Origin of the sequence: Amycolatopsis echigonensis (genome assembly GCF_002846615.1) — a bacterium.
Taxonomy (GTDB): Bacteria; Actinomycetota; Actinomycetes; order Mycobacteriales; family Pseudonocardiaceae; genus Amycolatopsis; species Amycolatopsis echigonensis.
Genome location: NZ_PJMY01000003.1, coordinates 6,558,669 through 6,582,231 on the forward strand (window position 1 = coordinate 6,558,669; position 23,563 = coordinate 6,582,231).

The 23,563-nt window shown below is 70.4% G+C and carries 22 protein-coding genes and 1 tRNA gene; 11 read left to right on the forward strand and 12 right to left on the reverse strand.

The window, feature by feature from the left end; genetic code table 11:
- Positions 1 to 67 precede the first annotated feature (67 nt).
- The 8 genes from ATK30_RS36060 to selD all read right to left on the reverse strand — a co-directional run bounded on the left by ATK30_RS36060 (position 68) and on the right by selD (position 5,305).
- Positions 68 to 1,849: a complex I subunit 5 family protein gene (locus tag ATK30_RS36060; RefSeq protein WP_101439235.1), complete on the reverse strand. Its 1,782-nt coding sequence runs from the start codon at positions 1,847 to 1,849 to the stop codon at positions 68 to 70.
- A gap of 2 nt (positions 1,850 to 1,851) precedes the next feature.
- Positions 1,852 to 2,196 carry a sodium:proton antiporter gene (locus ATK30_RS36065; RefSeq protein ID WP_101439236.1) on the reverse strand — a complete coding sequence of 115 codons (345 nt, stop codon included), beginning with the start codon at positions 2,194 to 2,196 and terminating at the stop codon, positions 1,852 to 1,854.
- Entirely contained in the window at positions 2,196 to 2,909 is a 714-nt protein-coding gene (locus tag ATK30_RS36070; protein WP_101439237.1) for an MnhB domain-containing protein, read from the reverse strand. The genes ATK30_RS36065 and ATK30_RS36070 overlap by 1 nt, the downstream gene beginning before the upstream one ends.
- Positions 2,906 to 3,142 carry a Na(+)/H(+) antiporter subunit B gene (locus tag ATK30_RS36075; RefSeq protein WP_101439238.1) on the reverse strand — a complete coding sequence of 79 codons (237 nt, stop codon included), beginning with the start codon at positions 3,140 to 3,142 and terminating at the stop codon, positions 2,906 to 2,908. Before ATK30_RS36075 ends, ATK30_RS36070 begins: the two co-directional genes overlap by 4 nt.
- Positions 3,139 to 3,438, reverse strand: a complete 300-nt coding sequence (locus ATK30_RS36080; protein WP_101439239.1) for a cation:proton antiporter — start codon at positions 3,436 to 3,438, stop codon at positions 3,139 to 3,141. Before ATK30_RS36080 ends, ATK30_RS36075 begins: the two co-directional genes overlap by 4 nt.
- A complete protein-coding gene (locus ATK30_RS36085) occupies positions 3,435 to 3,686 on the reverse strand; it encodes a monovalent cation/H+ antiporter complex subunit F (protein ID WP_101439240.1) in 252 nt (83 codons plus the stop codon). The genes ATK30_RS36080 and ATK30_RS36085 overlap by 4 nt, the downstream gene beginning before the upstream one ends.
- Entirely contained in the window at positions 3,683 to 4,138 is a 456-nt protein-coding gene (locus ATK30_RS36090) for a Na+/H+ antiporter subunit E (protein ID WP_101439241.1), read from the reverse strand. Before ATK30_RS36090 ends, ATK30_RS36085 begins: the two co-directional genes overlap by 4 nt.
- 174 nt (positions 4,139 to 4,312) lie before the next feature.
- On the reverse strand, positions 4,313 to 5,305 hold the full coding sequence (gene selD / locus ATK30_RS36095) for a selenide, water dikinase SelD (protein ID WP_101439242.1): 993 nt from the start codon (positions 5,303 to 5,305) through the stop codon (positions 4,313 to 4,315).
- Between the two features lie 54 nt (positions 5,306 to 5,359).
- On the opposite strand from selD, the gene ATK30_RS36100 reads away from it, so the two are divergent.
- The 6 genes from ATK30_RS36100 to nrfD all read left to right on the forward strand — a co-directional run bounded on the left by ATK30_RS36100 (position 5,360) and on the right by nrfD (position 13,463).
- Positions 5,360 to 5,454: transfer RNA gene (locus ATK30_RS36100), tRNA-Sec, on the forward strand.
- Positions 5,454 to 6,743 carry an L-seryl-tRNA(Sec) selenium transferase gene (gene selA / locus ATK30_RS36105; protein WP_101439243.1) on the forward strand — a complete coding sequence of 430 codons (1,290 nt, stop codon included), beginning with the start codon at positions 5,454 to 5,456 and terminating at the stop codon, positions 6,741 to 6,743. Before ATK30_RS36100 ends, selA begins: the two co-directional genes overlap by 1 nt.
- Positions 6,734 to 8,488, forward strand: coding sequence for a selenocysteine-specific translation elongation factor (selB, locus tag ATK30_RS36110; RefSeq protein WP_101439244.1), 1,755 nt, complete (start codon positions 6,734 to 6,736; stop codon positions 8,486 to 8,488). Before selA ends, selB begins: the two co-directional genes overlap by 10 nt.
- Before the next feature lie 4 nt (positions 8,489 to 8,492).
- Entirely contained in the window at positions 8,493 to 11,705 is a 3,213-nt protein-coding gene (gene fdh / locus ATK30_RS36120; protein ID WP_244194828.1) for a formate dehydrogenase, read from the forward strand.
- A complete protein-coding gene (locus ATK30_RS36125) occupies positions 11,698 to 12,531 on the forward strand; it encodes a 4Fe-4S dicluster domain-containing protein (protein ID WP_101439247.1) in 834 nt (277 codons plus the stop codon). The genes fdh and ATK30_RS36125 overlap by 8 nt, the downstream gene beginning before the upstream one ends.
- Positions 12,528 to 13,463, forward strand: coding sequence for an NrfD/PsrC family molybdoenzyme membrane anchor subunit (gene nrfD / locus ATK30_RS36130; RefSeq protein ID WP_101439248.1), 936 nt, complete (start codon positions 12,528 to 12,530; stop codon positions 13,461 to 13,463). Before ATK30_RS36125 ends, nrfD begins: the two co-directional genes overlap by 4 nt.
- 33 nt (positions 13,464 to 13,496) lie before the next feature.
- Here the strand turns inward: nrfD and ATK30_RS36135 are convergent, their stop codons facing one another.
- Both ATK30_RS36135 and ATK30_RS36140 read right to left on the reverse strand, forming a co-directional pair.
- Entirely contained in the window at positions 13,497 to 14,687 is a 1,191-nt protein-coding gene (locus ATK30_RS36135; protein WP_101439249.1) for a zinc-dependent alcohol dehydrogenase, read from the reverse strand.
- 43 nt (positions 14,688 to 14,730) lie between these two features.
- Complete coding sequence (locus tag ATK30_RS36140; RefSeq protein WP_101439250.1) at positions 14,731 to 15,348, reverse strand: UdgX family uracil-DNA binding protein; 618 nt, start codon at positions 15,346 to 15,348, stop codon at positions 14,731 to 14,733.
- A 77-nt stretch (positions 15,349 to 15,425) separates the two neighbouring features.
- Between ATK30_RS36140 and ATK30_RS36145 the strand changes: the two genes are divergently transcribed.
- From ATK30_RS36145 to ATK30_RS36165, 5 genes are all read left to right on the forward strand, one after another.
- Positions 15,426 to 16,004, forward strand: a complete 579-nt coding sequence (locus tag ATK30_RS36145; protein WP_101439251.1) for a hemerythrin domain-containing protein — start codon at positions 15,426 to 15,428, stop codon at positions 16,002 to 16,004.
- On the forward strand, positions 16,001 to 16,813 hold the full coding sequence (locus tag ATK30_RS36150; RefSeq protein ID WP_101439252.1) for a family 1 encapsulin nanocompartment shell protein: 813 nt from the start codon (positions 16,001 to 16,003) through the stop codon (positions 16,811 to 16,813). The genes ATK30_RS36145 and ATK30_RS36150 overlap by 4 nt, the downstream gene beginning before the upstream one ends.
- Before the next feature lie 253 nt (positions 16,814 to 17,066).
- Positions 17,067 to 18,191 (forward strand): NAD(P)-dependent malic enzyme, encoded by a 1,125-nt coding sequence (locus ATK30_RS36155; RefSeq protein WP_101439253.1) that lies wholly within the window; start codon positions 17,067 to 17,069, stop codon positions 18,189 to 18,191.
- Positions 18,192 to 18,205: 14 nt separating this feature from the next.
- Entirely contained in the window at positions 18,206 to 19,651 is a 1,446-nt protein-coding gene (locus ATK30_RS36160; RefSeq protein WP_101439254.1) for a CYTH and CHAD domain-containing protein, read from the forward strand.
- Between the two features lie 247 nt (positions 19,652 to 19,898).
- Positions 19,899 to 20,702 (forward strand): RNA polymerase sigma factor SigF, encoded by an 804-nt coding sequence (locus ATK30_RS36165; protein WP_167442057.1) that lies wholly within the window; start codon positions 19,899 to 19,901, stop codon positions 20,700 to 20,702.
- Positions 20,703 to 21,412: 710 nt separating this feature from the next.
- Here ATK30_RS36165 and ATK30_RS36170 read toward each other — a convergent pair.
- Complete coding sequence (locus ATK30_RS36170) at positions 21,413 to 22,132, reverse strand: DinB family protein (RefSeq protein ID WP_167442058.1); 720 nt, start codon at positions 22,130 to 22,132, stop codon at positions 21,413 to 21,415.
- Between the two features lie 78 nt (positions 22,133 to 22,210).
- On the reverse strand, positions 22,211 to 23,554 hold the full coding sequence (locus ATK30_RS36175; protein ID WP_101439256.1) for an MFS transporter: 1,344 nt from the start codon (positions 23,552 to 23,554) through the stop codon (positions 22,211 to 22,213).
- Between the last annotated feature and the right edge of the window lie 9 nt (positions 23,555 to 23,563).

Here is a 23,563-nt window from a genome sequence, read left to right on the forward strand (position 1 = left end):
CCTCACGGTCGGCGTCACGGGCCGTTCTGCGGGTAACCCGGCTGATCGGCGGGTAAACCCGGCGAGGTCAGAGCCAGACCAGCCCGGCGAGGACGGCGACGCCCGCGAGCAGCCACGCCACGTAGTCGCCGACCTGGCCGGAGTGCGCGCGGTGCAGCACGGTCAGGGCTTCGTGCACTGGTTTCGGGGTCCGGTGCCGCGACCACAGCGCGAGCGCCGCTGCGCCGAGCGTGAGGACAGCGGTCACCGCCGCGGACAGCAGGCCAGGGCCGGTCCAGGTCAGCTCGGATCCGGTCGGCGGGAGGGGCGTCGGCAGCGTCGGCAGCACGTCGTGGAGGTAGCCCGCGCGGTCGACGGCCTGGGTCCCGGCGGCCGCGGCGACGTCGCGGATCCACGGCACGATTCCGGCGGCCAGCGCGAAACCGAGCAGGACGACAATGGCCGCGAGCATGGGGATCGGGGTGCGTTCGATCGGCCGCTCGGTCTCGGGTTCCTCGCCGGAACCGGTCGTCGTGTCCGCGGAATCGTCGGCGGGCGGCCTGCCGACTCCGAAGTAGACCCGCAGCCCGGCGCGCAGCACCGCCGCGGCGGTCAGCGCGGAAACCACCGCGAACACGACCGTCAGCCACTCCGGGCCGGCGTGTTCGGCGGCGTCTTTGCCCAAGGCCAGGCCGAACGGCGGCAGCCCGGCAAGTGCCGCTGCCGCGACGACGAACAGCACCGCCTCTGTCCGGGAATGCGTTGCGCGGCCGAAGAGATCGTCCTCGTCGACACTGCCGTAGCGGTCCTTCAACACGCCGGTCAGGAGGAACAGCGAGCCTTTCGCTCCGGCGTGCCCGAGCACCGAGAGCACGAACGCGGCCGTCGCGTCGCCGCCGGTGGCGGCCAGTCCGCACAGGAACAGTCCAATGTGGGCGATGGTCGAGTAAGCCAGCAAACGTTTGAGATGCCGCTGGGTGAAGCACAGCACGGCGCCGAGCACCGCGCTGGCGATTCCGGCGGTGAGGTAGATCCGGCTGACGGTGGCGTCGTCCAGTACCGTCCCGAACACCGTCGTGCGGACCCGGATCATGCCGTAGAGACCGAGTTCGACCATGACGCCGGAAAACAGCACGCACACCGGCGTCGGCGCGACGGCGTGCGCGTCGGCGAGCCAGAAATGGAACGGCACGGTCGCGGCTTTGACCAGCAATCCGGTGCACACCAGGACGAACGCGGCGATGACGAGCGCGTCCGCCGGACGGCCGTCCAGCGCGACTCCCAGCTGCGCGAGGCCGAGCTGGCCGCCGCGGGCGTAGAGCAGGCCGATGCCCATCAGCGTGAAGTACGCGCCGAGGGAGTTCACCACGCCGAAGTTCAGCGCGCCCTGCACCGAGTCCGCCTCCTCGATGCGGTATCCGGTCAGCGCGTAGGCGACGCCGCTCATCAGCTCGAAGAAGACGAACAGCGTGAACAGGTCGCCGGTGAACAGGAAGCCGGTCATGCCGGTGAGGAAGAGCAGCATCATCGCGTGGTAGCGGGCTTCGACGGCTTCGAAGTAATGCCAGCTGTAGAGCAGCGCGCAGACCGTCAGGAACGCGGCCAGCGCGGCGAAGGTCGTGTTCAGCCCGTCCGCGACGAGCACGATGCCGACCGAACGGGTGCCTTCCGGACCCTGCCGGCCGAGCCAGTCGACCACTCGCTCGTGGCTCGCCGCGGTCAGCAGGACTACGCACAGTACGCACGTCGCCGCCGCGGTCACCGTGGCCGTCACGTCGACGACGACGCGGGGGAGCTTGCCGCCGAGCCCGAGCAGCAGGCAGGCGGCCAGCAGCGGGACGGCGATGGCGAGTGCGGGCAGGGTCGTCATAGTCAGCCGCGCAGCGCACGCAGTTCGTCGGGGTCGACCGTGCCGTGCCGGCGGGAGATCTGCAAGGTCAGGGCGAGCAGGACCGCGGTGATGGTCGCCGAGACGACGATGTCGGTGAGCGTCATGGCCTGCACCATCGGGTCGACCACCGGCTGTGCCTGCCCTTGGGACACGATCGGCGCGCCGGCCGTGTCCTGGTAACCGATCGCCAGCAGCAGCACGTAGGTGCCGGATTGCGCGACCGACAGCGAAACCACGGTGTGCACGAGGTGCCGGCTGCGCATGATCCCGGCGCTGCCGAGCAGCAACAGCCACGCCGCCACGCCGTAGCAAGCCGCGGACACCATCACTGTTCCTCCAGCCCGTGCACGAAGAAGCGCGACAGCAGGACGACGAACCCGGCGGCGACCTCGATGCCGATCAGCACGCTCAGCACCGGAACGGTGCCCGAGGAGAGCAGCGAGCCGAATTGGCCGAGCGGCAGCACGTTCGCGAGGAATGACCCGCCCAGGGCCAGCCCCAAAAGGCCTGTGACGACGTACAGGCCGGTGGCCGACGCTTCGGCGTATTCGCACCAGTCGATCGGGCGCAGCCGGGCCAGCGCGCGGTAGCTGCCGGAGAGGTAGAGCAGGTGCCAGCCGGTCGCGAGGACGACGCCGCCCTGGAAACCGCCGCCCGGCGTCAGGTGCCCGTGCACGACGATGTCGATGCCCAGCAGCACCGAGACCGGCAGCAGCAGGAAACCGGCGAGCTTCACGGCGGGCAGGACGTAGCCGGTCCCGTCCGTTTCCGGCTCCTTCTCGGGCGGCTGCAGCAGCGCGAGCGTGCCGACCACCGCGGCGGCGACGATCGTTTCCTCGCCGAGGGTGTCGAGGGCGCGGAGGTCGAAGTTGATGGAGGACACCAGGTTCGGCGTGACCTCCCGGAAACCCACCGGCAGCACCAGATCGCGATAGACGTGGCTGCCGGACCCGGCGGCCGGCATCCGGGTGAACGCGGCGATGAACAGGGCGGCGACCCCGGCCAGCCCGGCGGCGCCGACGACGTCGCGGGTCCTCATCGCTTGCCCGTCTTCCGGAGGGTCAGCAGGACGAGGAGCGGGACGACGGCCGCGCCGACGGCGAGTTCGGACAACGCGACGTCCGGGGCTTGGACCACCACGAAAAGCACCGTCAGGCACAAGGAAAACACCGAGAGCGTGATCGCTTGCCGTTTCGGATCGTGCGTCGTGACCACGGCGAAACCGGCCGCCGCGACGAGCGCGAGGGCGACGAACAGCACCACGGCGGTCATGACGGGAGATCCTCGTCGGCCTCGCCGCGGTGGCGGGCTTCGAGCCGGGCGGTGGCCGATTGGAGGATCGGGCCGGTGACCGCCAGCAGCACGACCGTCGCGAGGATCGCGCCGGAGCCGAGCTGGACGCCGTTGACCAGGACGAGCCCGACGCCGATGAGCGGCGCGCCGAGCGTGGTCGCCGGGGAGAGGAGGTGCAGGCGGGTCAGCAGGTCCTTGGCGCGCACCAAACCCGCGGAGGAGGCGAGGATGACGAACACCCCGGCGAACACGAGGATCTGTGCGGCGACCGTCATCGGGTCCCCAGGAGCCGTGCGAAGACGAGCGTTCCGGCGAATGTGAGCACGGTCAGCGTCAAGGGGAGGATGATGGCGCTGGACGGTCCGTACGCCTGGACGAGCAGCAGGAGCGTCAGGACCGTGACGGTGCCGGCGAACTGCATTCCGGCGAGGCGTTCGATCGCGGTGCCCCGGGCGGCCAGCCACAACGCGGTGCCGAGACCGCCTGCCATCAGGAGCAGCGCGGCGAGGAGCAGCCAGGTCATCGCGTCACCCGATCGAGAGCCGGGGAGCCGGGGAGCAGCCGGTGGACGACGACGTCCGTGCGGTCCGGCGGGCTCGCGACGACCATCGCGCCGGGAGTGCATCCGACGACCACCGTCGCGACGGCGAGCCGCGCTTCGTGTTCCGCACGCGGTGCCCGGGGAACGGTGACTTTTTCGCACTTCCCGGCGGACGGGTGGCGGAAAACGGTGCGCAATGCGGCGACGGACTCGCTGACGGCGGCCTTGGGCAGCGGGGCCAGCCACGCTAGCCAGCTCGTGGGGAATCGCCACGAACCGTTCATCGCCCGGCGCGCGGTGCGGGCGGCGATCGCGCAGACCGCGGCGGCACCGGCGCCGGCGAGCAGTTCCGGCACCGCCGGGGTGGACAGCGTGAGGGTCCACAGCCCGGTCAGGGCAAGCCACCACAGCAGAATCTCGGTCGCAGCGCGCATGTCTCACCTCGGGCAGTGGCTACCCACTTCGGACACCGGCCAATCCGCCGGGCCGGGCACCGGGCCGACCGGCCGACAGCCAGTCCGGGCCCGCAAGCTCCTTCGACCTCGGGCAGCCGCACCTCAGCCACATGGCGGCGGCCTGGGCGTCCCCGAATGGAACCCTGAGGGACGTCAGCCCACGACGATGGTGTGCTCACCGCGCGGCACCAGCTCGCCGACCACCGGATACCCCGACAGCTCGCCCGCCACGAGCAATCCGCCGGACGTCTGCGCGTCGGCCAGCAACAGGGCCTCGTCCTCGGAGATCCGCGACAGGTCGGCGTGCGGCCGGACCCACTCGAGGTTGCGGCGAGTGCCGCCGCTGACGTAGCCGTCGCGCAGCGCCTCCCGCGCACCGTCGAGATACGGGACAGCTGAAGGGTCCAGCATCGCGGTGACCCCGCTCGCCCGGGCGAGTTTGTGCAGGTGGCCGAGCAAACCGAACCCGGTGACGTCGGTCGCGCACACCGCGCCCGCCTCCAGCGCGGCGGCCGACGCGGCGCGGTTGAGCGTGGTCATCGCGGCGATCGCTTCCTCGGAGCGTTCGCCGGTGGCCTTGTGCCGCGAGTTCAGCACGCCGATCCCCAGCGGCTTGGTCAGCGTCAGCGGCGTGCCCGGCTTGCCTGAATCGTTGCGCAGCAAGCGTTCCGGGTCCGCGGTGCCGGTGACCGCGAGGCCGTACTTGGGCTCCGGGTCGTCGACGCTGTGCCCGCCGGCCAGATGGCATCCGGCTCCCGCGCAGACGTCCAGGCCGCCGCGCAGCACCTCCGCGGCCAGGTCGAACGGCAGCACCTCGCGAGGCCAGCCGAGGAGATTGACCGCGACCACCGGCACGCCGCCCATCGCGTAGACGTCGGACAGCGCGTTCGCGGCGGCGATCCGGCCCCAGTCGTACGGGTCGTCGACGACCGGGGTGAAGAAGTCCGTGGTCGCGATCAGGGCGACGTTCCCGGAGATGCGGACGGCCGCCGCGTCGTCGCCGTCGTCGAGGCCGACCAGGAGCTCGCCGGGCGGGTCCTGCGGCGCGGCTCCGGACAGGCCGCGGACGATCGTTTCCAGCTCTCCGGGCGGGATTTTGCACGCGCAGCCGCCGCCGTGGGCGTACTGGGTCAGCCGGACGCTCATGCTGTTCATGATGCGCGGGCGCGGTGCTCTTGGCAGGATGGCGGAATGCCCCAGGGAGGCGTATCCGGCCTGGTGACCGGCGCGGTCTTCAACACCGTTGAGCGGCAGGTCCTGCCGCTGGCGGGTTCGATTCCCGTCCGCCTCCGCCATGGGTGACCCGCGCCGGGCGATCCCGCGCACCGACGCCGTGCTCGCCGAGCCGCGGATCGCGAAAGCCGCCGAGACTCTTGGCCGCGACCTGGTGAAATCGCTGGTCGCGGCGGCGCAGCAGCGGGCACGGGCCGGGGAGATCGAACCCGGCGAGGTCGTCGCGGAGGTGGTGGCCCGGCTGCCCGCGACGGTGTCGTCGCTGCGGCCGGTGCTCAACGCGACCGGCGTCCTCGTGCACACCAACCTCGGCCGCGCGCCGCTGTCCGCTGCCGCGCTGGACGCGATCGTCGCGGCGGGCGGCGCCACCGACGTCGAGTTCTCGCTCGAAACCGGGGAACGGGCGAAACGCGGCCGCGGCACTCTGGCCGCGCTGGCGGAGGCGGTGCCGCGCGCGGCGGCGGTGCACGTGGTCAACAACAACGCGGCGGCCTTGCTGCTGTGCGCGCTGACCTTGGCTCCCGGCAAGGAAATCGTCGTCAGCCGCGGCGAACTGGTCGAGATCGGCGACGGGTTCCGCATCCCGGACCTGCTCGCCTCGACCGGTGCCCGGTTGCGCGAAGTCGGCACTACCAACCGGACTTCGGCGAGGGATTACGCGGCGGCCATCGGCCCGGACACCGGATTCGTGCTCAAAATCCACCCGTCGAACTACCGGGTCACCGGGTTCACCTCGGAAGCGGGCGTCGCCGAGTTGACGGGGCTCGGCGTGCCGGTGGTCGCCGACGTGGGTTCCGGACTGCTCGCGCCGCACCCGTTGCTGCCGGACGAACCGGACGTCACGACCGCGCTGGCCGATGGCGCGAGTCTCGTGACCGCGAGCGGCGACAAGCTTCTCGGCGGTCCGCAGGCGGGCTTGCTGTTCGGAGACGCCGAGCTGGTGCAACGGTTGCGTCGGCATCCCGCAGCCCGCGCGCTGCGGGTCGACAAGCTGACGCTCGCCGCGCTCGAAGCCACTCTTCGCGGCCCGGAAACACCGGTGCGGGCGGCGCTTTCGGCCGAGGTCGGCGACCTTCAGAAGCGGGCCGAAACGTTGGCCGCGTCGCTGCGTTCGGCCGGGGTGGACGCTGAGGCGGTGGACTCGACCGCGGTCGTGGGCGGCGGTGGCGCTCCCGGTGTCGAATTGCCCAGCGCCGCGGTCGCGGTGCCCGCCCGGTACGCGGAGGCCTTGCGGTCGGGCGAGCCCGCTGTCGTCGGCCGGATCGTGCGGGACCGGTGCCTGCTCGACCTCAGGACGGTTCCCCCGGCGGACGACGCGACGCTGCGGGAGGCGGTCCGCCGATGCGGGTGATCGCCACCGCCGGCCACGTCGACCACGGGAAATCCACGCTGATCCGCCGGCTCACCGGCATGGAGCCGGACCGGTGGGCCGAGGAACGCCGCCGCGGCCTGACCCTCGACCTCGGCTTCGCCTGGACCCGGCTGGGCGGCGAGGAAATCGCCTTCGTGGACGTCCCCGGGCATCAGCGATTCGTCCCCAACATGCTGGCGGGTGTCGGGCCCGTCCCGGCCGCGTTGTTCGTCGTGGCCGCGGACGAGGGGTGGATGCCGCAGTCGGCTGAGCACCTGGCGGCGCTTGACGCGTTCGGGGTCCGGCACGGTCTGCTCGCCGTCACCAAATCCGACCGCGCCGACCCAGGCCCGGCGACGGAGGCGGCCCTCGCGGAGATCGCGGCGACGGCGCTCGGCGAGGTGCCCGCGGCCAGCGTCAGCGGCACGACCGGCGAAGGGCTCGAAGAACTGCGCGCCCAGCTTGCCAAGCTGGCCGGCAGGTTGCCGCCGCCGGATCTGGCGGCGGACGTCCGGCTCTGGATCGACCGGGCGTTCACGATCAAGGGCGCGGGCACCGTCGTCACCGGAACTCTCGGCGGCGGAACCCTGCGGGTCGGCGACGAGTTGACGCTCGGCTCGAACCGGGTGCAGATCCGCGGCTTGCAGGCACTCGGCGAACCGCGCGAAAGGGTGTCCGCGGTCGCTCGGGTCGCGGTGAACGTGCGCGGTGTGCCCAAGGATTCCGTGGGACGAGGCGACGTTCTGCTGACTCCGGGCGCTTGGCGTCCGGCGACGGAAGTCGACGTCCGATTGCGGGGTGCACCGTCCGGCGAGCTGCACCGAAACCTCGTGCTGCACTTCGGATCCGCCGCAGTGCCGACCCGCGTTCGTCCGCTCGGGCCGGACACTGCGCGGCTGCTGCTAGCGCACCCTCTACCGCTCCGGGCCGGGGATCGGGGGCTGTTGCGCGACCCGGGGGAGCACCGGATTCCCGCCGGGTTCGACGTGGTGGACGTCCGGCCGCCGCCCCTCGCGCGCCGCGGCGCCGCGCGAGCCCGAGGCGAAGAGCTGAGCGTCCTGGAACCCGGCTGGGATTACCTTCGCCGCGAGGGTTTCGTGCGCCATGAGGACTTTCGCGCACTGGGGCTGCCGGCGGTGGGCGAGCGGCTCGGCGGCTGGCACGCCGACCCGGCACACCTCAGCCGGTTGCGAGCGGAGGTCGGCGAGGTGGTCGCGGACTGGGCTCGCGAACATCCGCTGGCCGCGGGAATTCCGGTCGAGGCACTCCGGCAACGGCTCGGCCTGCCGGCCGCGGAACTCGTCCCGGCGGTCCTCGGCGACGGGCTGGTCCTCAAGGACGGGCTCGTCCGCAAGCCCGGCGCACGGCTGACCCCCGAAGTGGCCAGGGCCGTCGACGTCCTCGAAGAGCGGTTCGCCGAGCATCCGTTCCGCGCGCCGGAAGCGGACGAGCTGCGTGAACTCGGTCTGGGCAAACGGGAATTGGCCGCCGCCGTCCGCGTAGGCCGGTTGCGGGCGATCGCCGACGGAGTGGTGCTGGGTCCGGACGCGCCGCGGCGCGCGGTGGAGGTGCTGGCCGCGCTCGGCGAGCCGTTCACCGTGTCGCGGGCGCGGCGGGCGCTGGACAGCACCCGCCGGGTGATGATCCCGCTGCTGGAGCACCTCGACGCCGCCGGGCTCACCGAACCGCTCGGCGACGGGACCCGCCGGACATGCTGCGGGCGCTCGGAGAACGGATTACCGTGACAGCGTGGGCATGCGGCAGTGGATCGAGAGCTGGCCGGTGTACCGGCAGCTGGCCGGTCCCGACCGCACCGCGCGCGCCTCGGCGGCGAAATCCCGCGGTTCGGAGGAATGGCACGCCCGCACCGAGGACGCCGACAAGGTAGTCCGTTCGGTCTGTCCGTATTGCGCGGTCGGCTGCGGGCAGAAGGTGTACGTCAAGGACGGCGCGGTCACCCAGATCGAAGGCGACCCGGATTCGCCGATTTCCCGCGGCAGGCTGTGCCCGAAGGGGTCGGCCAGCAAGCAGCTCGTGACCAGCCCGAGCCGCGTCACCGAAGTCCTTTACCGCCGGCCGTACGGCACCGACTGGGAGCGGTTGTCCCTCGACCAGGCGATGGACATGATCGCCGACCGCGTTATGAAGACGCGCGCCGAAACGTGGCAGGACGTCGACGACCAGGGCCGCAAGCTCAACCGCACGCTCGGCTTCGCGAGCCTCGGCGGCGCGACCCTGGACAACGAAGAGAACTACCTGATGAAGAAGCTGTACACCGCGCTCGGCGCGATACAGATCGAAAATCAGGCCCGTATTTGACACTCCGCCACGGTTCCCGGTCTGGGGACCTCCTTCGGTCGTGGAGGCGCCACGACGTTCCAGCAAGACCTCGCCAACGCCGACTGCATCGTCGTCCAGGGCTCGAACATGGCCGAATGCCATCCGGTCGGGTTCCAGTGGGTGATGGAGGCCAAGGCCCGCGGCGCGAAGATCATCCACGTCGACCCGCGGTTCACCCGCACGAGCGCGGTCGCGCACGTCCACGCGTCGGTGCGGGCCGGTTCGGACATCGCGTTCCTCGGCGGGCTGATCAACTACGTCCTGCAGCACGAGCTGGACTTCCGCGAGTACGTCGTGGCCTACACGAACGCCGCGGCGATCCTGACCGAGGAGTTCGCCGACACCGAGGACCTCGACGGCCTGTTCTCCGGCTTCGACCCGGAAAACCGCCAGTACGACAACTCGACCTGGGCGTACGAGGACGCTGAGGCGGCACCGGCCGCCGGTGCCCGCGACCCGGGGCAGCCGGGCGGGCACCACAGCGGCGAGCAGCACCAGACCTCCGCGCGCGCCGAGTCGTACGGCAGCGGCGGCGCGGCGATCGAAACGAAGCCCAGGACCGACGAGACGCTGCGGCATCCGCGGTGCGTTTACCAAGTCCTCAAGCGGCATTTCTCGCGGTACACGCCCGAAGTGGTCGCCGACGTCTGCGGCCTGCCGGTCGAGCAGCTCACCGAAATCGCCGAGGCGATCACCGCGAACTCCGGCCGCGACCGCACCACGGCCTGGGTGTATTCGGTCGGCTGGACGCACCACACGGTCGGCGCGCAGTACATCCGCACCGCCTCGATCCTGCAGACGCTGCTCGGCAACATCGGCCGTCCGGGCGGCGGCATCCTCGCGCTGCGCGGGCACGCCAGCATCCAGGGCTCCACCGACATCCCGACGCTGTTCAACCTGCTGCCCGGCTACATCCCGATGCCGCACGCGCACCAGCACCTGGACCTCGACGGTTTCGTCCAAGCCGACGCGGGCAAGACCGGCTTCTGGGGCAACATGCGCTCGTACACGGTCAGCCTGCTCAAGGCGTACTGGGGCGAGGCCGCCCAGCCGCACAACGACTTCCGCTTCGACTACCTGCCGCGGCTGACCGGCGACCACGGGACGTACGCGACGGTCCAGAAGCAGATCGCGGGGGAGTGCAAGGGGTACTTCCTGGTCGGCGAGAACCCGGCGGTCGGCTCGGCCAACGGCAAGTTCCAGCGGCTCGGGCTGGCGAATCTCGACTGGCTGGTGGTCCGCGACCTGCAGCTGATCGAGAGCGCGACGTTCTGGAAGAACGGCCCGGAGATCGAGACCGGCGAGCTCAAGCCCGAGGAGATCGGCACCGAGGTCTTCTTCCTGCCCGCCGCCGCGCACACGGAAAAGGACGGCAGCTTCACCAACACCCAGCGGCTGCTGCAATGGCACCATAAAGCGGTCGAACCGCCCGGCGACGCCCGCAGCGACCTGTGGTTCTACTACCACCTGGGCAGGCTGCTCCGGGAGCGCGCCGGCGCCGACGACCGCGACGCCCCGCTCCGCGACCTCACCTGGAGTTATCCGACCGAGGGGCCGACGGACGAGCCGAGCGCGGAATCCGTGCTCGCCGAGATCAACGGCCACGGCCCGGACGGCCCGCTTTCCTCCTACACCCAGCTGAAGGACGACGGCTCGACGTCCTGCGGCTGCTGGATCTACTGCGGCGTCCGCGCCGACGGCCACAACCACGCCGCGAACCGGCAGCCGGGCTCCGAACAGGACTGGATCGCGAACGGCTGGGCCTGGGCGTGGCCGGCGAACCGGCGGATCCTGTACAACCGCGCCTCGGCGGACCCGGACGGGAAACCGTGGAGCGAACGCAAAAAGCTGATCTACTGGGACGCTTCGGAGTCCCAGTGGACCGGCCCGGACGTCCCGGATTTCGAAGCCACCAAGCCTCCGGACTACGTCCCGCCCGCCGGCGCACGCGCACAGGACGCGTTGAGCGGCCGCGATCCGTTCATCATGCAGACCGACGGCAAAGCGTGGCTGTACGTCCCCGCCGGGCTGGCCGACGGTCCGCTGCCCACGCACTACGAACCGTTCGAAAGCCCGGTCGACAACGCGCTGTACGGCCAGCAGTCCTCGCCGGTGCGGCAGACGCTGGACAGCCCGGTGAACCAGTACAACCCGGCGCGCAGCGACGTTTACCCATACGTGTTCACCACCTACCGGCTCACCGAGCACCACACGGCGGGCGGGATGAGCCGGACGCTGCCGTACCTGTCCGAACTGCAGCCGGAGTTCTTCTGCGAAGTCTCGCCCGCGCTGGCGGCCGAACGCGGGCTGGCGCACCTCGGCTGGGCGACCATCGTCTCGGCCCGGACGGCGATCGAGGCCCGCGTGCTGGTCACCGACCGCGTCAAACCGCTCAAGGTGCGCGGCCGCACCGTCCACCAGGTCGGGCTGCCGTACCACTGGGGCCCGAACGGTCTGTCCCGCGGCGACGCGGCCAACGACCTGCTGTCGATCGTGCTGGACCCGAACGTGCACATCCAGGAGGCCAAAGCGGCCACCTGCGACATCCGTCCCGGACGGCGGCCGCGCGGGCCGGCGCTGCTGGACTTCGTGGCGGAGTACCGGAGGCGAGCCCATGGCTGAGTACGGCGCCCAGCCCCGGATGGGGTTTTTCACCGACACGTCGGTGTGCATCGGGTGCAAGGCGTGCGAGGTCGCGTGCAAGGAGTGGAACGGCGTCCCGGAGGCGGGCGGGGAGGACCTGCTCGGCCTGTCGTACGACAACACCGGCGACCTCGGCTCGAACACCTGGCGGCACGTGGCGTTCATCGAACAGCGGAAACCCGCGGTGGACCTCGGGATGCCGGCGGTCGGGGCGCCGGATCAGGAACCGGAAGAACCGGGCGTGCGCTGGCTGATGTCCAGCGACGTCTGCAAGCACTGCACGCACGCGGCCTGCCTCGACGTCTGCCCGACCGGCGCGTTGTTCCGCACCGAGTTCGACACGGTCGTGGTCCAGCAGGACATTTGCAATGGTTGTGGTTATTGCGTTCCCGCGTGTCCGTACGGGGTGATCGAAAAACGCGAGAGCGACGGACGCGCGTTCAAGTGCACTCTCTGCTACGACCGGCTCGGCGCGGGGATGGAACCCGCGTGCGCGAAGGCTTGCCCGACCGACTCCATCCAGTTCGGCGAGTTGGACGAACTCCGCGAACGCGCCGCCGCGCGGGTGTCGACGCTGCACGACGCGGGCGTGCCCGAGGCGCGGCTCTACGGGCACGATCCCGAGGACGGAGTCGGCGGCGACGGCGCGTTTTTCCTGCTGCTGGACGAACCCGAGGTCTACGGCTTCCCTCCGGACCCGGTCGTGACGACGCGCGACCTGCCGCGGATGTGGAAGCGGGCCGCGACGACCGCCGCCGGGGTAGCCGCGGCGCTGGTCGTGTCGTTCCTGGGACGGCACCGATGAGCCCCCGCCGCGAACGGGAGATGGTCGAGCCCGCCGAATTCCGCTCCTACTACGGCAGGCCGATCCTCAAGGAACCTGCCTGGAAGCAACCGGACGTCCCGCTGTACCTGTTCCTCGGCGGCGCGGCCGGTGCGTCGGCGTCGCTGGCCGCGCTAGCCGACGCGACCGGGCGGCCGGAACTGGCGAAGGTGGGTCGGCTGGCCGCTTCCGGCGGATCGATCGCCAGCGTGGTCGCGCTGATCCACGACCTCGGCAAGCCGACGCGGTTCCTGAACATGCTGCGCGTGCTCAAGCCGACTTCGCCGCTCTCGGTGGGGTCGTGGATCCTGTCGCCGTTCTCCGGTCTCGCCGCCGGGGCTGCTTTCTCAACGCTGACCGGGCGGTTCCCGCGGCTTGGCCGGTTGGCCGGGGCGGGCGCGGGCGTGCTGGGCCCGGCCATGTGCACGTACACCGCGGTGCTGCTGGCCGACACGGCGACGCCTTCCTGGCACGAAGCGCACGGGACCCTGCCGGTGCTGTTCGCGGGCAGCGCGGTGACGAGCGGGGCGGGAATCGCGCTGATTGCGGTGCCGCGGAAGGAAAACGGGCCGGTGGTGCGCGCCGGGCTCGCTGGTGCCGCCGCGGAACTGGCGGCGGAACACCATCTGGAGACCGGTCTGGGGTTGGCTTCGGAGCCTTACCGGACCGGTCGGGCGGGGCGGTTGTTGAAGGCGGCCAAGGTGCTTACCGCGGCGGGTGCGACGTTGTCGTTGGCGGCACGGAAGAACCGCGCGGCGGGGATCGCCGCGGGGGCGGCTTACCTGGCGTCCGGGTTGTGCACCCGGTTCGGGGTTTACGCGGCGGGTGTGGAGTCCACAAAGGACCCGAAGTACGTCGTGGTCCCGCAGCGGGAACGGCTTGCGAGGCGCGCGGAGAAGCGTCCGGGCCGCTGACGCTCGGCCCGGACGCGCGGGTAACTCCTACGCCTACGCCGCCGGTTCCAGCAGGATCTTCTGCACCCCGTCGAGCTTCTTCTGGAACATCTCGTACGCCCGCGGCGCGTCCGCCAGCGGAAGTTTGTGCGTCGCGAAACCCTCGACGCCCAAGGGATCGCCGTCCGCGGTGAGCACGGGCAGGACGTCGTCGATCCACCGGCGGACGTTCGCCTGTCCGGTGTGCAGCCGGATCTGCTTGTCGAACAATTCCATCATCGGGATCGGGTCGGCCATCCCGCCGTACACGCCGGACAGCGAGATCGTGCCGCCGCGGCGGACACTGTCGATGGCGGCGTACAGCACGCTCAGCCGGTCGATCCCGGCCTTCTCCGTCACCTTCGCGCCCAGCGTCTGCGGCAGCAGCGCGACCAGGTTGTGCGCGAGTTTCCCGATCGGCGCGCCGTGCGCTTCCATGCCGACCGCGTCGATCACCGAATCCGCGCCGCGGCCGCCGGTGAGGTCGCGGATCGCGTCGCCGATCCGCCGATGGTCGCGCAGGTCCAGGGTGGTCGCGCCGTGCGCGCGGGCCCGCGCCAGGCGTTTCGGCACCAGATCGACGCCGATCACCTCGCCCGCGCCCTGGTGCAGCGCGACCCGGGCCGCCATCTGGCCGATCGGGCCGAGCCCGAAGACCACGACGGAGCCGCCGTCGGGAATGTCCGCGTACTCCACGGCCTGCCACGCCGTCGGGACCACGTCGGACAGGTAGACGAACCGTTCGTCCGGCGGGCCGTCGGGCACCTTGATCGGCCCGTACTGCGCCTGCGGGACCCGGAGGTATTCGGCCTGCCCGCCGGGCACCTGGCCGTACAGCTTCGTGTAGCCGAACAGCGCGGCGCCCTTTTCCTGGTCCTTGACCTGGGTGACCTCGCATTGCGACTGCAGCCCGCGTTCGCACATCCAGCAACGGCCGCAGGAGATGTTGAACGGCACCACCACGCGGTCGCCGGGTTTCAGCGAGCTCACGGCGCTGCCCACTTCCTCGACGATCCCCATCGGCTCGTGGCCGAGGATGTCGCCCTCGGTCATGAACGGGCCGAGGACCTCGTACAGGTGCAGGTCCGAACCGCAGATGCCGGTGGAGGTCACCCGCACGACGGCGTCGGTCGGCTCCTCGATCTTCGGGTCCGGGACGTCGTCGACTCGCACGTCCCGCTTGCCGTGCCAGGTCACTGCTTTCATGGCGGCCGGATTCCCCTCGCCGGGGCGGGCAAACGTCCGCAGGTCAGAGGCCGCGCAGATCGGCGACGAACTCGTCGTACGCGGTGTCCCGGTCGGGAGCGCGCAGCACCGCGGACGGATGCACGGTGGCGACCGCCGAGGCGAACATGCCGTCGAACTCTTCCGGCGGATCCAGCGGTTCGCCGCGATGCTGGGTCAGCCGGAAGCTGCTGCCGTACACCGATTGCGCCGCCGTCGCGCCCAGCAGCAGCACGAGCCGCGGCTGAACGGCCTGGAGTTCGGCGATCAGCCACGGCCGGCACGCGACGATCTCGGACCGCGCCGGCTTTTCGTGGATCCGCCGTTTGCCGCGGAGCTTGAACTTGAAGTGCTTGACCGCGTTGGTCACGTACAGCGAATCCCGGTCCAGACCCGCGTCGGCGAGCGCGCGGTCCAGCAGCCGACCCGCCGGGCCGACGAACGGTTCGCCGCGCCGGTCCTCCTGATCGCCCGGCTGCTCGCCGAGGGCGAAGATCTCGGCCCCCTTGGCGCCCACGCCGAATACGGTTGCCGTGGCGTCGCGGTACAGGCCGCACCCGCGGCAATCGCGGGCTGCATCACGGAGCTTGTCGAGGCTCGTGGTGTCCGGCGGTTCGGCTCCCGGTTCCTGACGCGCGACCATCGGATTTCTTTACCCGCAAGCAGCCTCGCGCAAACACGACGAGCGCGCCGCCGCCGGGAGAGCTACCGTCGGGGGCCATGACCGACATCACCAGCTTGATCCTCGACGATCACGAGCGGTTCCGGCGGGCGTTCGCGGAACTGGACGACCTCGAGCGGCCGGACGAGCTGGCGCGGGTGTGGGAGCCGCTCGCCGACCTGCTGGACCGGCACGCGGCGGCCGAGGAAGCGGTCTTCTATCCCGAGCTGATCCAGCGCGGCGCCGACGCCGAGGACGAAACGCTCGACGCGGTCGGCGATCACAACGACATCCGCGACGCCGTCGCCGAAGCCCGCAGGCACCCGGCGGGCAGCGCGGCCTGGCACGCGGCGGTCCGGCAGGCCCGCACCGCCAACAGCGAGCACATGGCCGAGGAGGAGGACGACGCGCTCGCCGACTTCCGCAAGCACGCCGATCCGGGCCTGCGCGAGGAACTCGGCCGGAAGTTCCTCGCGTTCAAGGCCGAGCACGAGGGTGCCAAAGACATCGACACCGGGGACGTCGACCCCGAGCGCTACGTCGCCGAGCAGGAGCGGAAAGCCGGGAAGAAACCGTCCGGCGACGGTTCGCTGGGCATCGGCGGGCTGAAGGACTCCAGCGAGAGGGGAGCACCATGAACCACTTGATGCGCGAGCTCGCGCCGATCCCGGCTGAGGGCTGGAGGCAGATCGACGACGAGGCGCGGGAGCGGCTGGCGACGCACCTCGCGGCGCGCAAGATGGTCGACGTCGAGGGCCCGCACGGCTGGTCGCATTCGGCCACGTCGCTCGGCCGGACCCAGCGCATCGATCCGCCGGAAAGCGCCCGGGACCGCGAAACGCTCGTGCAGCGGCGCCGCGTGCTGCCGCTGGTGGAGGTGCGCGTGCCGTTCACCGTCGAACGAAAGGAACTCGAGGACGCCGAACGCGGCGCCGACGACCTGGAGTTCGACGACCTCGACCAGGCCGCCGCCCAGGTGGGCCTGCTGGAGAACCGCGCGGTGTTCCACGGCTGGCCGGACGCGGGGATCACCGGGATCGTCGAGGCGAGCCCGTACGACCACGGCACGCTGGGCACCGACCCGGAACGCTATCCGCACGTGGTGGCCAACGCGGTGAACACATTGCGGTGCAACGGAATCAAGGGACCGTACGCGCTGGCGATCAACCCCGAGGGCTACACCTCGATCGTGGAGAGCACCGAACACGGCGGCCTTCTCGTGCTCGACCACCTCCGCCGCGCGCTCGGCGGAGGCCGGGTGAAGCGGACGCCAGGCCTGACCGGCGCGGTCGTGCTGAGCCTGTCGGGCGGGGACTTCGTCCTGGAACTCGGCCAGGACCTTTCGGTCGGCTACCGGCACCACGACGCCGAGACGCTCACGCTGTACCTCGAGGAGAGCTTCAGCTTCCGGGTGACCGAACCGGACGCGGCGCTCGTGCTCGACTGAGCACGGGCGCGTCGTGAGGGAGTCAAATTCCTCCAGGAGGTTCCTCACGAGCACCGAGAAACAGTCAGAGAGTGGATAATCGGGTATTTCTCGCAACTTGGCGTCCTTTGTGGACGGTCAGCGGGCGGTGGCCGTGCCGCTGAAATCCCTGGCATGGAGTCGGAGTCCCGCGGAGATCCCCACGCGGACAAGATCGGCGCTCGTGCTCGGCTGAGCACGGTTCCTCCGCGGCACGGCCGGGTACCCGGCCGCCATGAGCAGTCGCGGAAAGATCCAAGTCACCACCCGAGTGCGGCTCGACGATCCCGACGACCTCGCCGAGCATTACACGCCTGGTGTCGCCGAGCTGGCCAAGCGCGTCGCCGAGGACCCGTCGGTGCTGGCGCGGGAAACCGTGCGCAGCAATTCCGTCGCGATCGTGTCCGACGGTTCCGCGCTGCTCGGGCTCGGCGACCAGGGCCCGGCCGCCGCGCTGCCGGTGATGGAGGGCAAAGCGGCGCTGCTGAAGCGGTTCGCCGACGTCGACGCCTGGCCGATCTGCCCCGTCAGCCGCGAGCCGGAAGACCTGGTCCGCACCGCCAAGGACCTCGCGACGTCCTTCGGTGCGATCAACCTGGAGGACATCGCCGCGCCGCGGTGCTTCACCATCGAGCGGCAGCTGCACGACGAGCTGGACGTGCCGGTTTTCCACGACGACCAGCACGGGACCGCGGTAGCCGTGCTGGCCGCGCTGCACAACGCGCTGAAGCTGACCGACCGCACGCCGGGGGACACCTCGGTGGTGATCTCCGGCGCCGGCGCGGCCGGGTCCGCCATCGCCCGGCTGCTGCTGAAGGCGGACTTCAGCGCGGAGCGGATCGTGGTCTGCGACAGCAAAGGCGCCCTGCACAGCGAGCGCGATCTGACCGGCGAGAAGCAGTGGCTCGCGGAGAACACCAACCGCGGCGACGCGGTCCGCGGGAGCCTGCAGGACGCCTTGCGGGACGCGGACGTCTTCATCGGCGTGAGCGTCGGCGGCCTGCTCAAGGGCGACGACCTCGCGCGGATGGCCGACCGGGCGATCGTGTTCGCGCTGGCCAATCCGGACCCGGAGGTCGATCCGGACGCCGCGCACGAGCACGCGGAGATCGTCGCGACCGGCCGCAGCGACCTGCCCAACCAGATCAACAACGTCCTCGTGTTCCCCGGGATGTTCCGCGGGCTGCTCGACTCCGGAGCCGCGAAAGTGACCGCCCGCATGCTGCTCGCCGCCTCGCACGCGCTGGCCGCCGCCGTCGGCGACGACTTCGACCGGGAGCACATCGTGCCCAGCGTCTTCGCCGAGGGATTGGTGCCCGCGATCGCCGAGGGCGTCGCCGGAGCGGCGGAAAACGACTGACCGAGGAGCCGGGAATGAAAAGCGCCGAGTCCGGACGCAAATACGAGCTGAGCTTGAAAGCCCGGGTGCCGCAGCTTGCGGGCAAGGGGATCGCGCAGGAAGCCCCCGCCGAGCGGACGCTGGAGACCGTTTATTACGACACCAAGGATTTCCGGTTGTCCAGAGCCGGAATCACGCTGCGAAGAAGCAGAGACACCGGGTGGTGCCTGAGCCTGCCCTCCGACGAGGAGCTGCGGTTTCCGCTCGATGAGGATCCGAAGGTGCCAGACTCGATCGCGACGCTGGTGCGCGCGTACACGCTGGACCGGAAGCTGCGGCCGGTCGCGCAGGTGCGGACCGACCGGTTCACCCACCGCTTGGCCGACGCGTCCGGCCGGACGCTCGCGACGCTGGATGACGACCACGTCACCGGTGAATTCCTGGGGGCACAAGCACTTCGGCTGGACCGCTGGCGGGAGCTGGACGTCGAGCTGGCCGATGATTCCGCGCCCGGGCTTCTCGACCGGCTTGATCGCACCTTGCGGAAGCGCGGGGCCGAGAACGCCTGGTGGCCGTCGAAACTGCAGCGGCTGCTCGGAGACGAGACCGAGAAGGCGCGTGGCTCGGACGATGTCCTGCATGCGTATCTGAGCGAGCAATTCGACCGGTTGCGTCGCGCTGACGTGGGCTTCCGCGTCGGGGCGGATGATTCGGTGCACCAGTTGCGGGTCGCGGCGCGGAAGCTGCGGAGCGCCCTCCAGACGTTCAAATCCTTGGTGGGCAAGAAAAAGGCCGATTCGCTGGCGGCGGAGCTGAAGTGGCTGGGCGCCGAACTCGCCCCCGCGCGTGACGCCGAAGTCAGCCAAGCCCGCCTTGAAGCCTGTCTCGACGAGGTCCCGTCGGAGCTGGTTTTCGGGCCGTTGCGGCAATACCTTACCCGCGACTTCGCCCACACCTCCCAAACGGAACTGGCCCGCGCGACGGAAGCGTTGTCCAGCACCCGATACCTGGACTTGGTGGGCTCGATCGCCACGCTGCTCGCCACGATGCGCCCGGCGGGCAAGAAAGCGTTGCGGAAGCCCCTGCGCAAGACGGCGCGCAAGCTCTATCGAGCCACCGCGGCGACGGAGGGGCTGACCGGTGCAGAACTGGAGAAGGCTCTGCACAACGTCCGGAAGAAGGCCAAGCGCGCCCGTTATGCCGCGGACGCCGTCCGGCCGGTGTTCGGCAAGAAGCTGCGTACGTGGCGCAAGCACGTCAAGGCGGTGCAGCAGACCCTCGGCAAGCATCAGGACACCGTGGTCGACCGCACGACGTTGCGGCACTTCGCGATCGACGGCTTCGGCCAGAACCAGAACACGTTCACCTTCGGTCTCCTCTACGGCCGGGACGAAGCGGCGGCGAAGATGCTGCGGGACAGGTTCGCCGACGAATGGCGCACCCTGCGCAAGGGCGCTCGCCCGGGCTGGCTGAAGATGTGAGGCGGGAGCGAACCGGCTGTACGCCACGTTACTGGGAGGACCCCGTTCGGGTGGCCGACTGAGTGATCTTGCCCTCGGACGGGTATCACCCGATCGTGACGCTTCGGATGGCTGGCACCCGGGCGAGCGCGAGGATCTCGCCTTGCGGTGCCGGGCACTGTCCACTAAGGATGATGAGCGTCGGCAACGCGAGGCGCACCATGGCACTACCCGAGTCACGTTCCCCTCGGCTGTCAGGAGGATTTACATGACCGCGGCGACCATGACCCGCGCCCGGCGCGACGACTACCGGCACTGCGCGGTGCTGTTCGAGGAAATCAGCCACCTCGCCGAGGACACCGACGAGCACTCCCGGCTGCGCCGCCGCCTCATCGAGGAACATCTCCCGCTGGCCGAACACATCGCGCGGCGTTTCGCCCGGCGCGGCCAGCCGTCCGAAGATCTCCTTCAGGTGGCGCGGATCGGCCTCATCAACGCCGTCGACCGCTACGACCCCGCGCGGCAGACGGATTTCGTCGCGTTCGCTGTCCCGACCGTGATGGGGGAGGTCCGCCGGTACTTCCGCGATCACACCTGGTCGGTCCGGGTCCCGCGGCGGCTCAAAGAACTCCACGCGAGGATCGGCCAAGCCGCCGCCGACCTGGGCCAGCGCCTCGGCCGCGCGCCCACCGCGCGCGAGCTCGCCGACCATCTCGACCTCGATGTCGACGAGGTCGCCGAAGCCCTGCACGCCGGGAACGCCTACCAGGCCGCGTCCCTCGACTACCCGGCGCACGACGACGCCGGCTCGATCTCGCTGGCCGACACGCTCGGCGAGAACGATCCCGAAATCGACAAGCTCGAGGACCGGGAAACGCTGAAGCCGCTTTTGCGGAGCTTGCCGGAACGGGAACGCGCGATCGTCCTCATGCGGTTTTTCTCGAACCTGACGCAGAGCCAGATCGCCGAACGGGTCGGACTGTCGCAAATGCAGGTGTCGCGCTTGCTGGCGCGGACGCTGAGCACATTGCGAGAACAGCTCACCGAGGCGGCTCGGTCTTCGGCCGAGTGAGGTGATCTCGGCAGGCCCGCCTTGAGGAAAGCGGTTGTGCCGGTGACCGGACGGGTGGCTTCAGCGGTTTGATCGGCCCCGCGGACGGCGTGCTTCGCCTGATCGGTCGGGGTGCCGAAACCGCATCGCCTGTCTCCAGGCGGTGCGCCTCCGCCAGCCCGCCACCCGACGGCTGCTCGCCCGGCCAGGACCTAGGTCGGGCTTGGGAGTTCCGGCACCGCGCAGACGGTGTGTTTTGCCTAATCGGTCGGGTTGCCGGAAGACGGACTGCATCGTCTGCTTCCGGGCGGTGCGACTTCGCCTGCTTGCCTGGCGACGGCTGCTCGCCGGGCCAGGACCTAGGCCCGGCTCAGCAACTCCGGTACCGCGCAGACCGTGTGCTTCGCCCAATCCGTCAGGGTGCCGAAACCGCATCGCGTGTCTCCGGGCGGTGCGTCTCTGCCAGCTCGCCTGCCGACGGCTGCTCGCCCGGCCTGCACCTAGGTCCGGCTCGGCAACTCCGGCACCGCGCACGCAGACGGTGTGCGTCGCCCGATCGGTCGGGGCACCGAAAGCCGGACCGCATCACCTGTCTCCGGGCGACACCCCTCCGCCAGCCCGCCACCCGACAGCCGCTCGCCCGGCCAGCACCTAGGCCAGGCTCAGCAACTCCGGCACCGCGCAGACCACTCGCGCTGTCCGCGTCCGCACGATGCCGGATCCGCAGGGCCCTACTCAGCGCCTTGTGCCTCGATCAAATCGAGGTCGCGAACGCAGAAGCCGTGGTGCTCGAAGGTCTCGTTGAGCACCGTGCGGACGCACTGGCGCACCGTGCGGCCTCGGGCATACGGCGGCCAGACATCGTCTTCGGGCACCGGTGCCGGTGCGGCGAGCTGGGCCGCAGTGACGTCGTCGAGCCAGGACTCGAGTTCCGCGGCTTGTGCGGCACGCACGCTGACGACCTCGTCGAGGGCCGGATCGAGCGAGCGGTCGAGTCCGTGCGCTTCGCGGTAGGGCTCGACGTCCGGCCCGATGCCCATCGGAGTGAACAGCTCCGTCGAGCCCAGGCAGCAGCGGCGGAACCATGAGTCGTGGACGAAGACCAGGTGGCGCATCGTCTGCATCGCCGACCATTCGTCGTTCACGCTGCGGCGCTCGATGCCGGGTGCACGGCGGATCCGCTCGACCGTGGCGGCCCAGGCGGCATTAAGCTGGCGCGCCGCCTCCCGCAGATCGGCGAGGTCCTCAGAGCGGATCAGCACCCGCACCGGATGAAGCCGGTCGAGCTCCGCCTCGACGTACCCGGTGACCTCGACCCCGTTCACCACCAGGTTGGAGACGAGCCCGTCGATCACGGCGTCCTGCATGACGACGCCGATCAGGCGCGCCCCGGTCAGATCGCACTCGCGGAACTCCGCGTGGTGCAGGTCCTCGTCGACATATCGTGTCATGCTCCGCATCCTAGGCAGGAGCACCGACAATTCCGCCTCGCGTTCCGGGCGACGGTCAGCCGCCCGGAACGCGGCCGCTCAGGTGAAGCGGGGAGCCTCCTTGGCCGGCGCGGAAGCCCGCACCTCGTCGTCGAACAGATCGCGCTGCCGGATCGCCAGCGTGCAGACGACGCTCACCACGGTGGTCGCCGCGAGGTACACGAGGATGCCGGTCGTCCCGGTCCTCCCGGCGAGGTAGGCGAGGACCAGCGGGGTGAGTCCCGAGGCCACGACGCCGGAAAGCTGGTACACGACCGAAATCCCGGTGCACCGCCGCGAAATCGGGAACAGCTCGGCATAGAACGCCGCCTGCGGGCCGTACATCACCGGGTAGCTGATGCCCAGCACCGCCACGAGCGAGAGCGTGATCAGTACCGGATTGCCGCTGTGCAGGGCCGCCAGCGCGGGGATGGCCAGCAGCAGCGTCGTCACGGCTCCGGTCGTGAAGGTCCGCCGCCTGCCGAGCCGGTCGGACACCCTGCCGAACACCGGGATGAACACCACCATCACCGCGGCCGCGATCATCACTCCGATCAGCAGCGGCTGCCGGTCCAGTTTCAGCGTTCCGCTGCCGTAGGAGATCACGAAGACCGCCCAGGCGTTGAAAGCCACGCCCTCGGTGAAGCGGCTGCCCATGCCGAGCAGCAGATGCCGCCGGGAGAGCCGGTCGCGGACCAGTTCGACGGCGGGAACAGTGGCGGTGCCTTCCTCGGCCGCCATGGTGCGGAAGGCCGGGGTTTCCATCACCTTGACCCGGATCAGCAGGCCCGCCACCACCAGCACGGCGGAGAGCAGGAAGCCGATTCGCCAGCCCCACACCAGGAAGGCCTCGTCGCTGGTGACCGCGTTCAGCAGCGCCAGCACGCCGGTGCCCAGCGTGAGCCCGATGGCGAGCCCGATTTGCGGGAAACTGCCGTAGAGACCGCGTTTCCCGGCCGGGGCGTATTCGGTGGCCATCAGCACGGCGCCGCCCCATTCGCCGCCGACCGCGACGCCTTGGGCCAACCGGAGGACGACGAGGATGATCGGCGCGGCCGGTCCGATCATCCGGTAGTCGGGCAGCAGCCCGATGAGACAGGTCGCGACGCCCATGATGAGCATCGTCGCGACGAGGATCTTCTTGCGCCCGACCCGGTCGCCGAGATGGCCGAACACGAATCCGCCGATCGGGCGGGCGAGGAAACCGAGCGCGAAGGTCGCGAAGGCCAGCACGGTCCCGACCAGGGGATCGGAGCCGGGGAAATACAGTTTGTTGAAGACGAGTCCCGCGGCGGTGCCGTACAGGAAGAAGTCGTACCACTCGACGGTCGTGCCGAACACGCTGGACGCGACGACCAGGCGGACGTCGGTCTCGCCGGTGCGCGGGGAAGGAGTTGTCGCCATTGATAACTC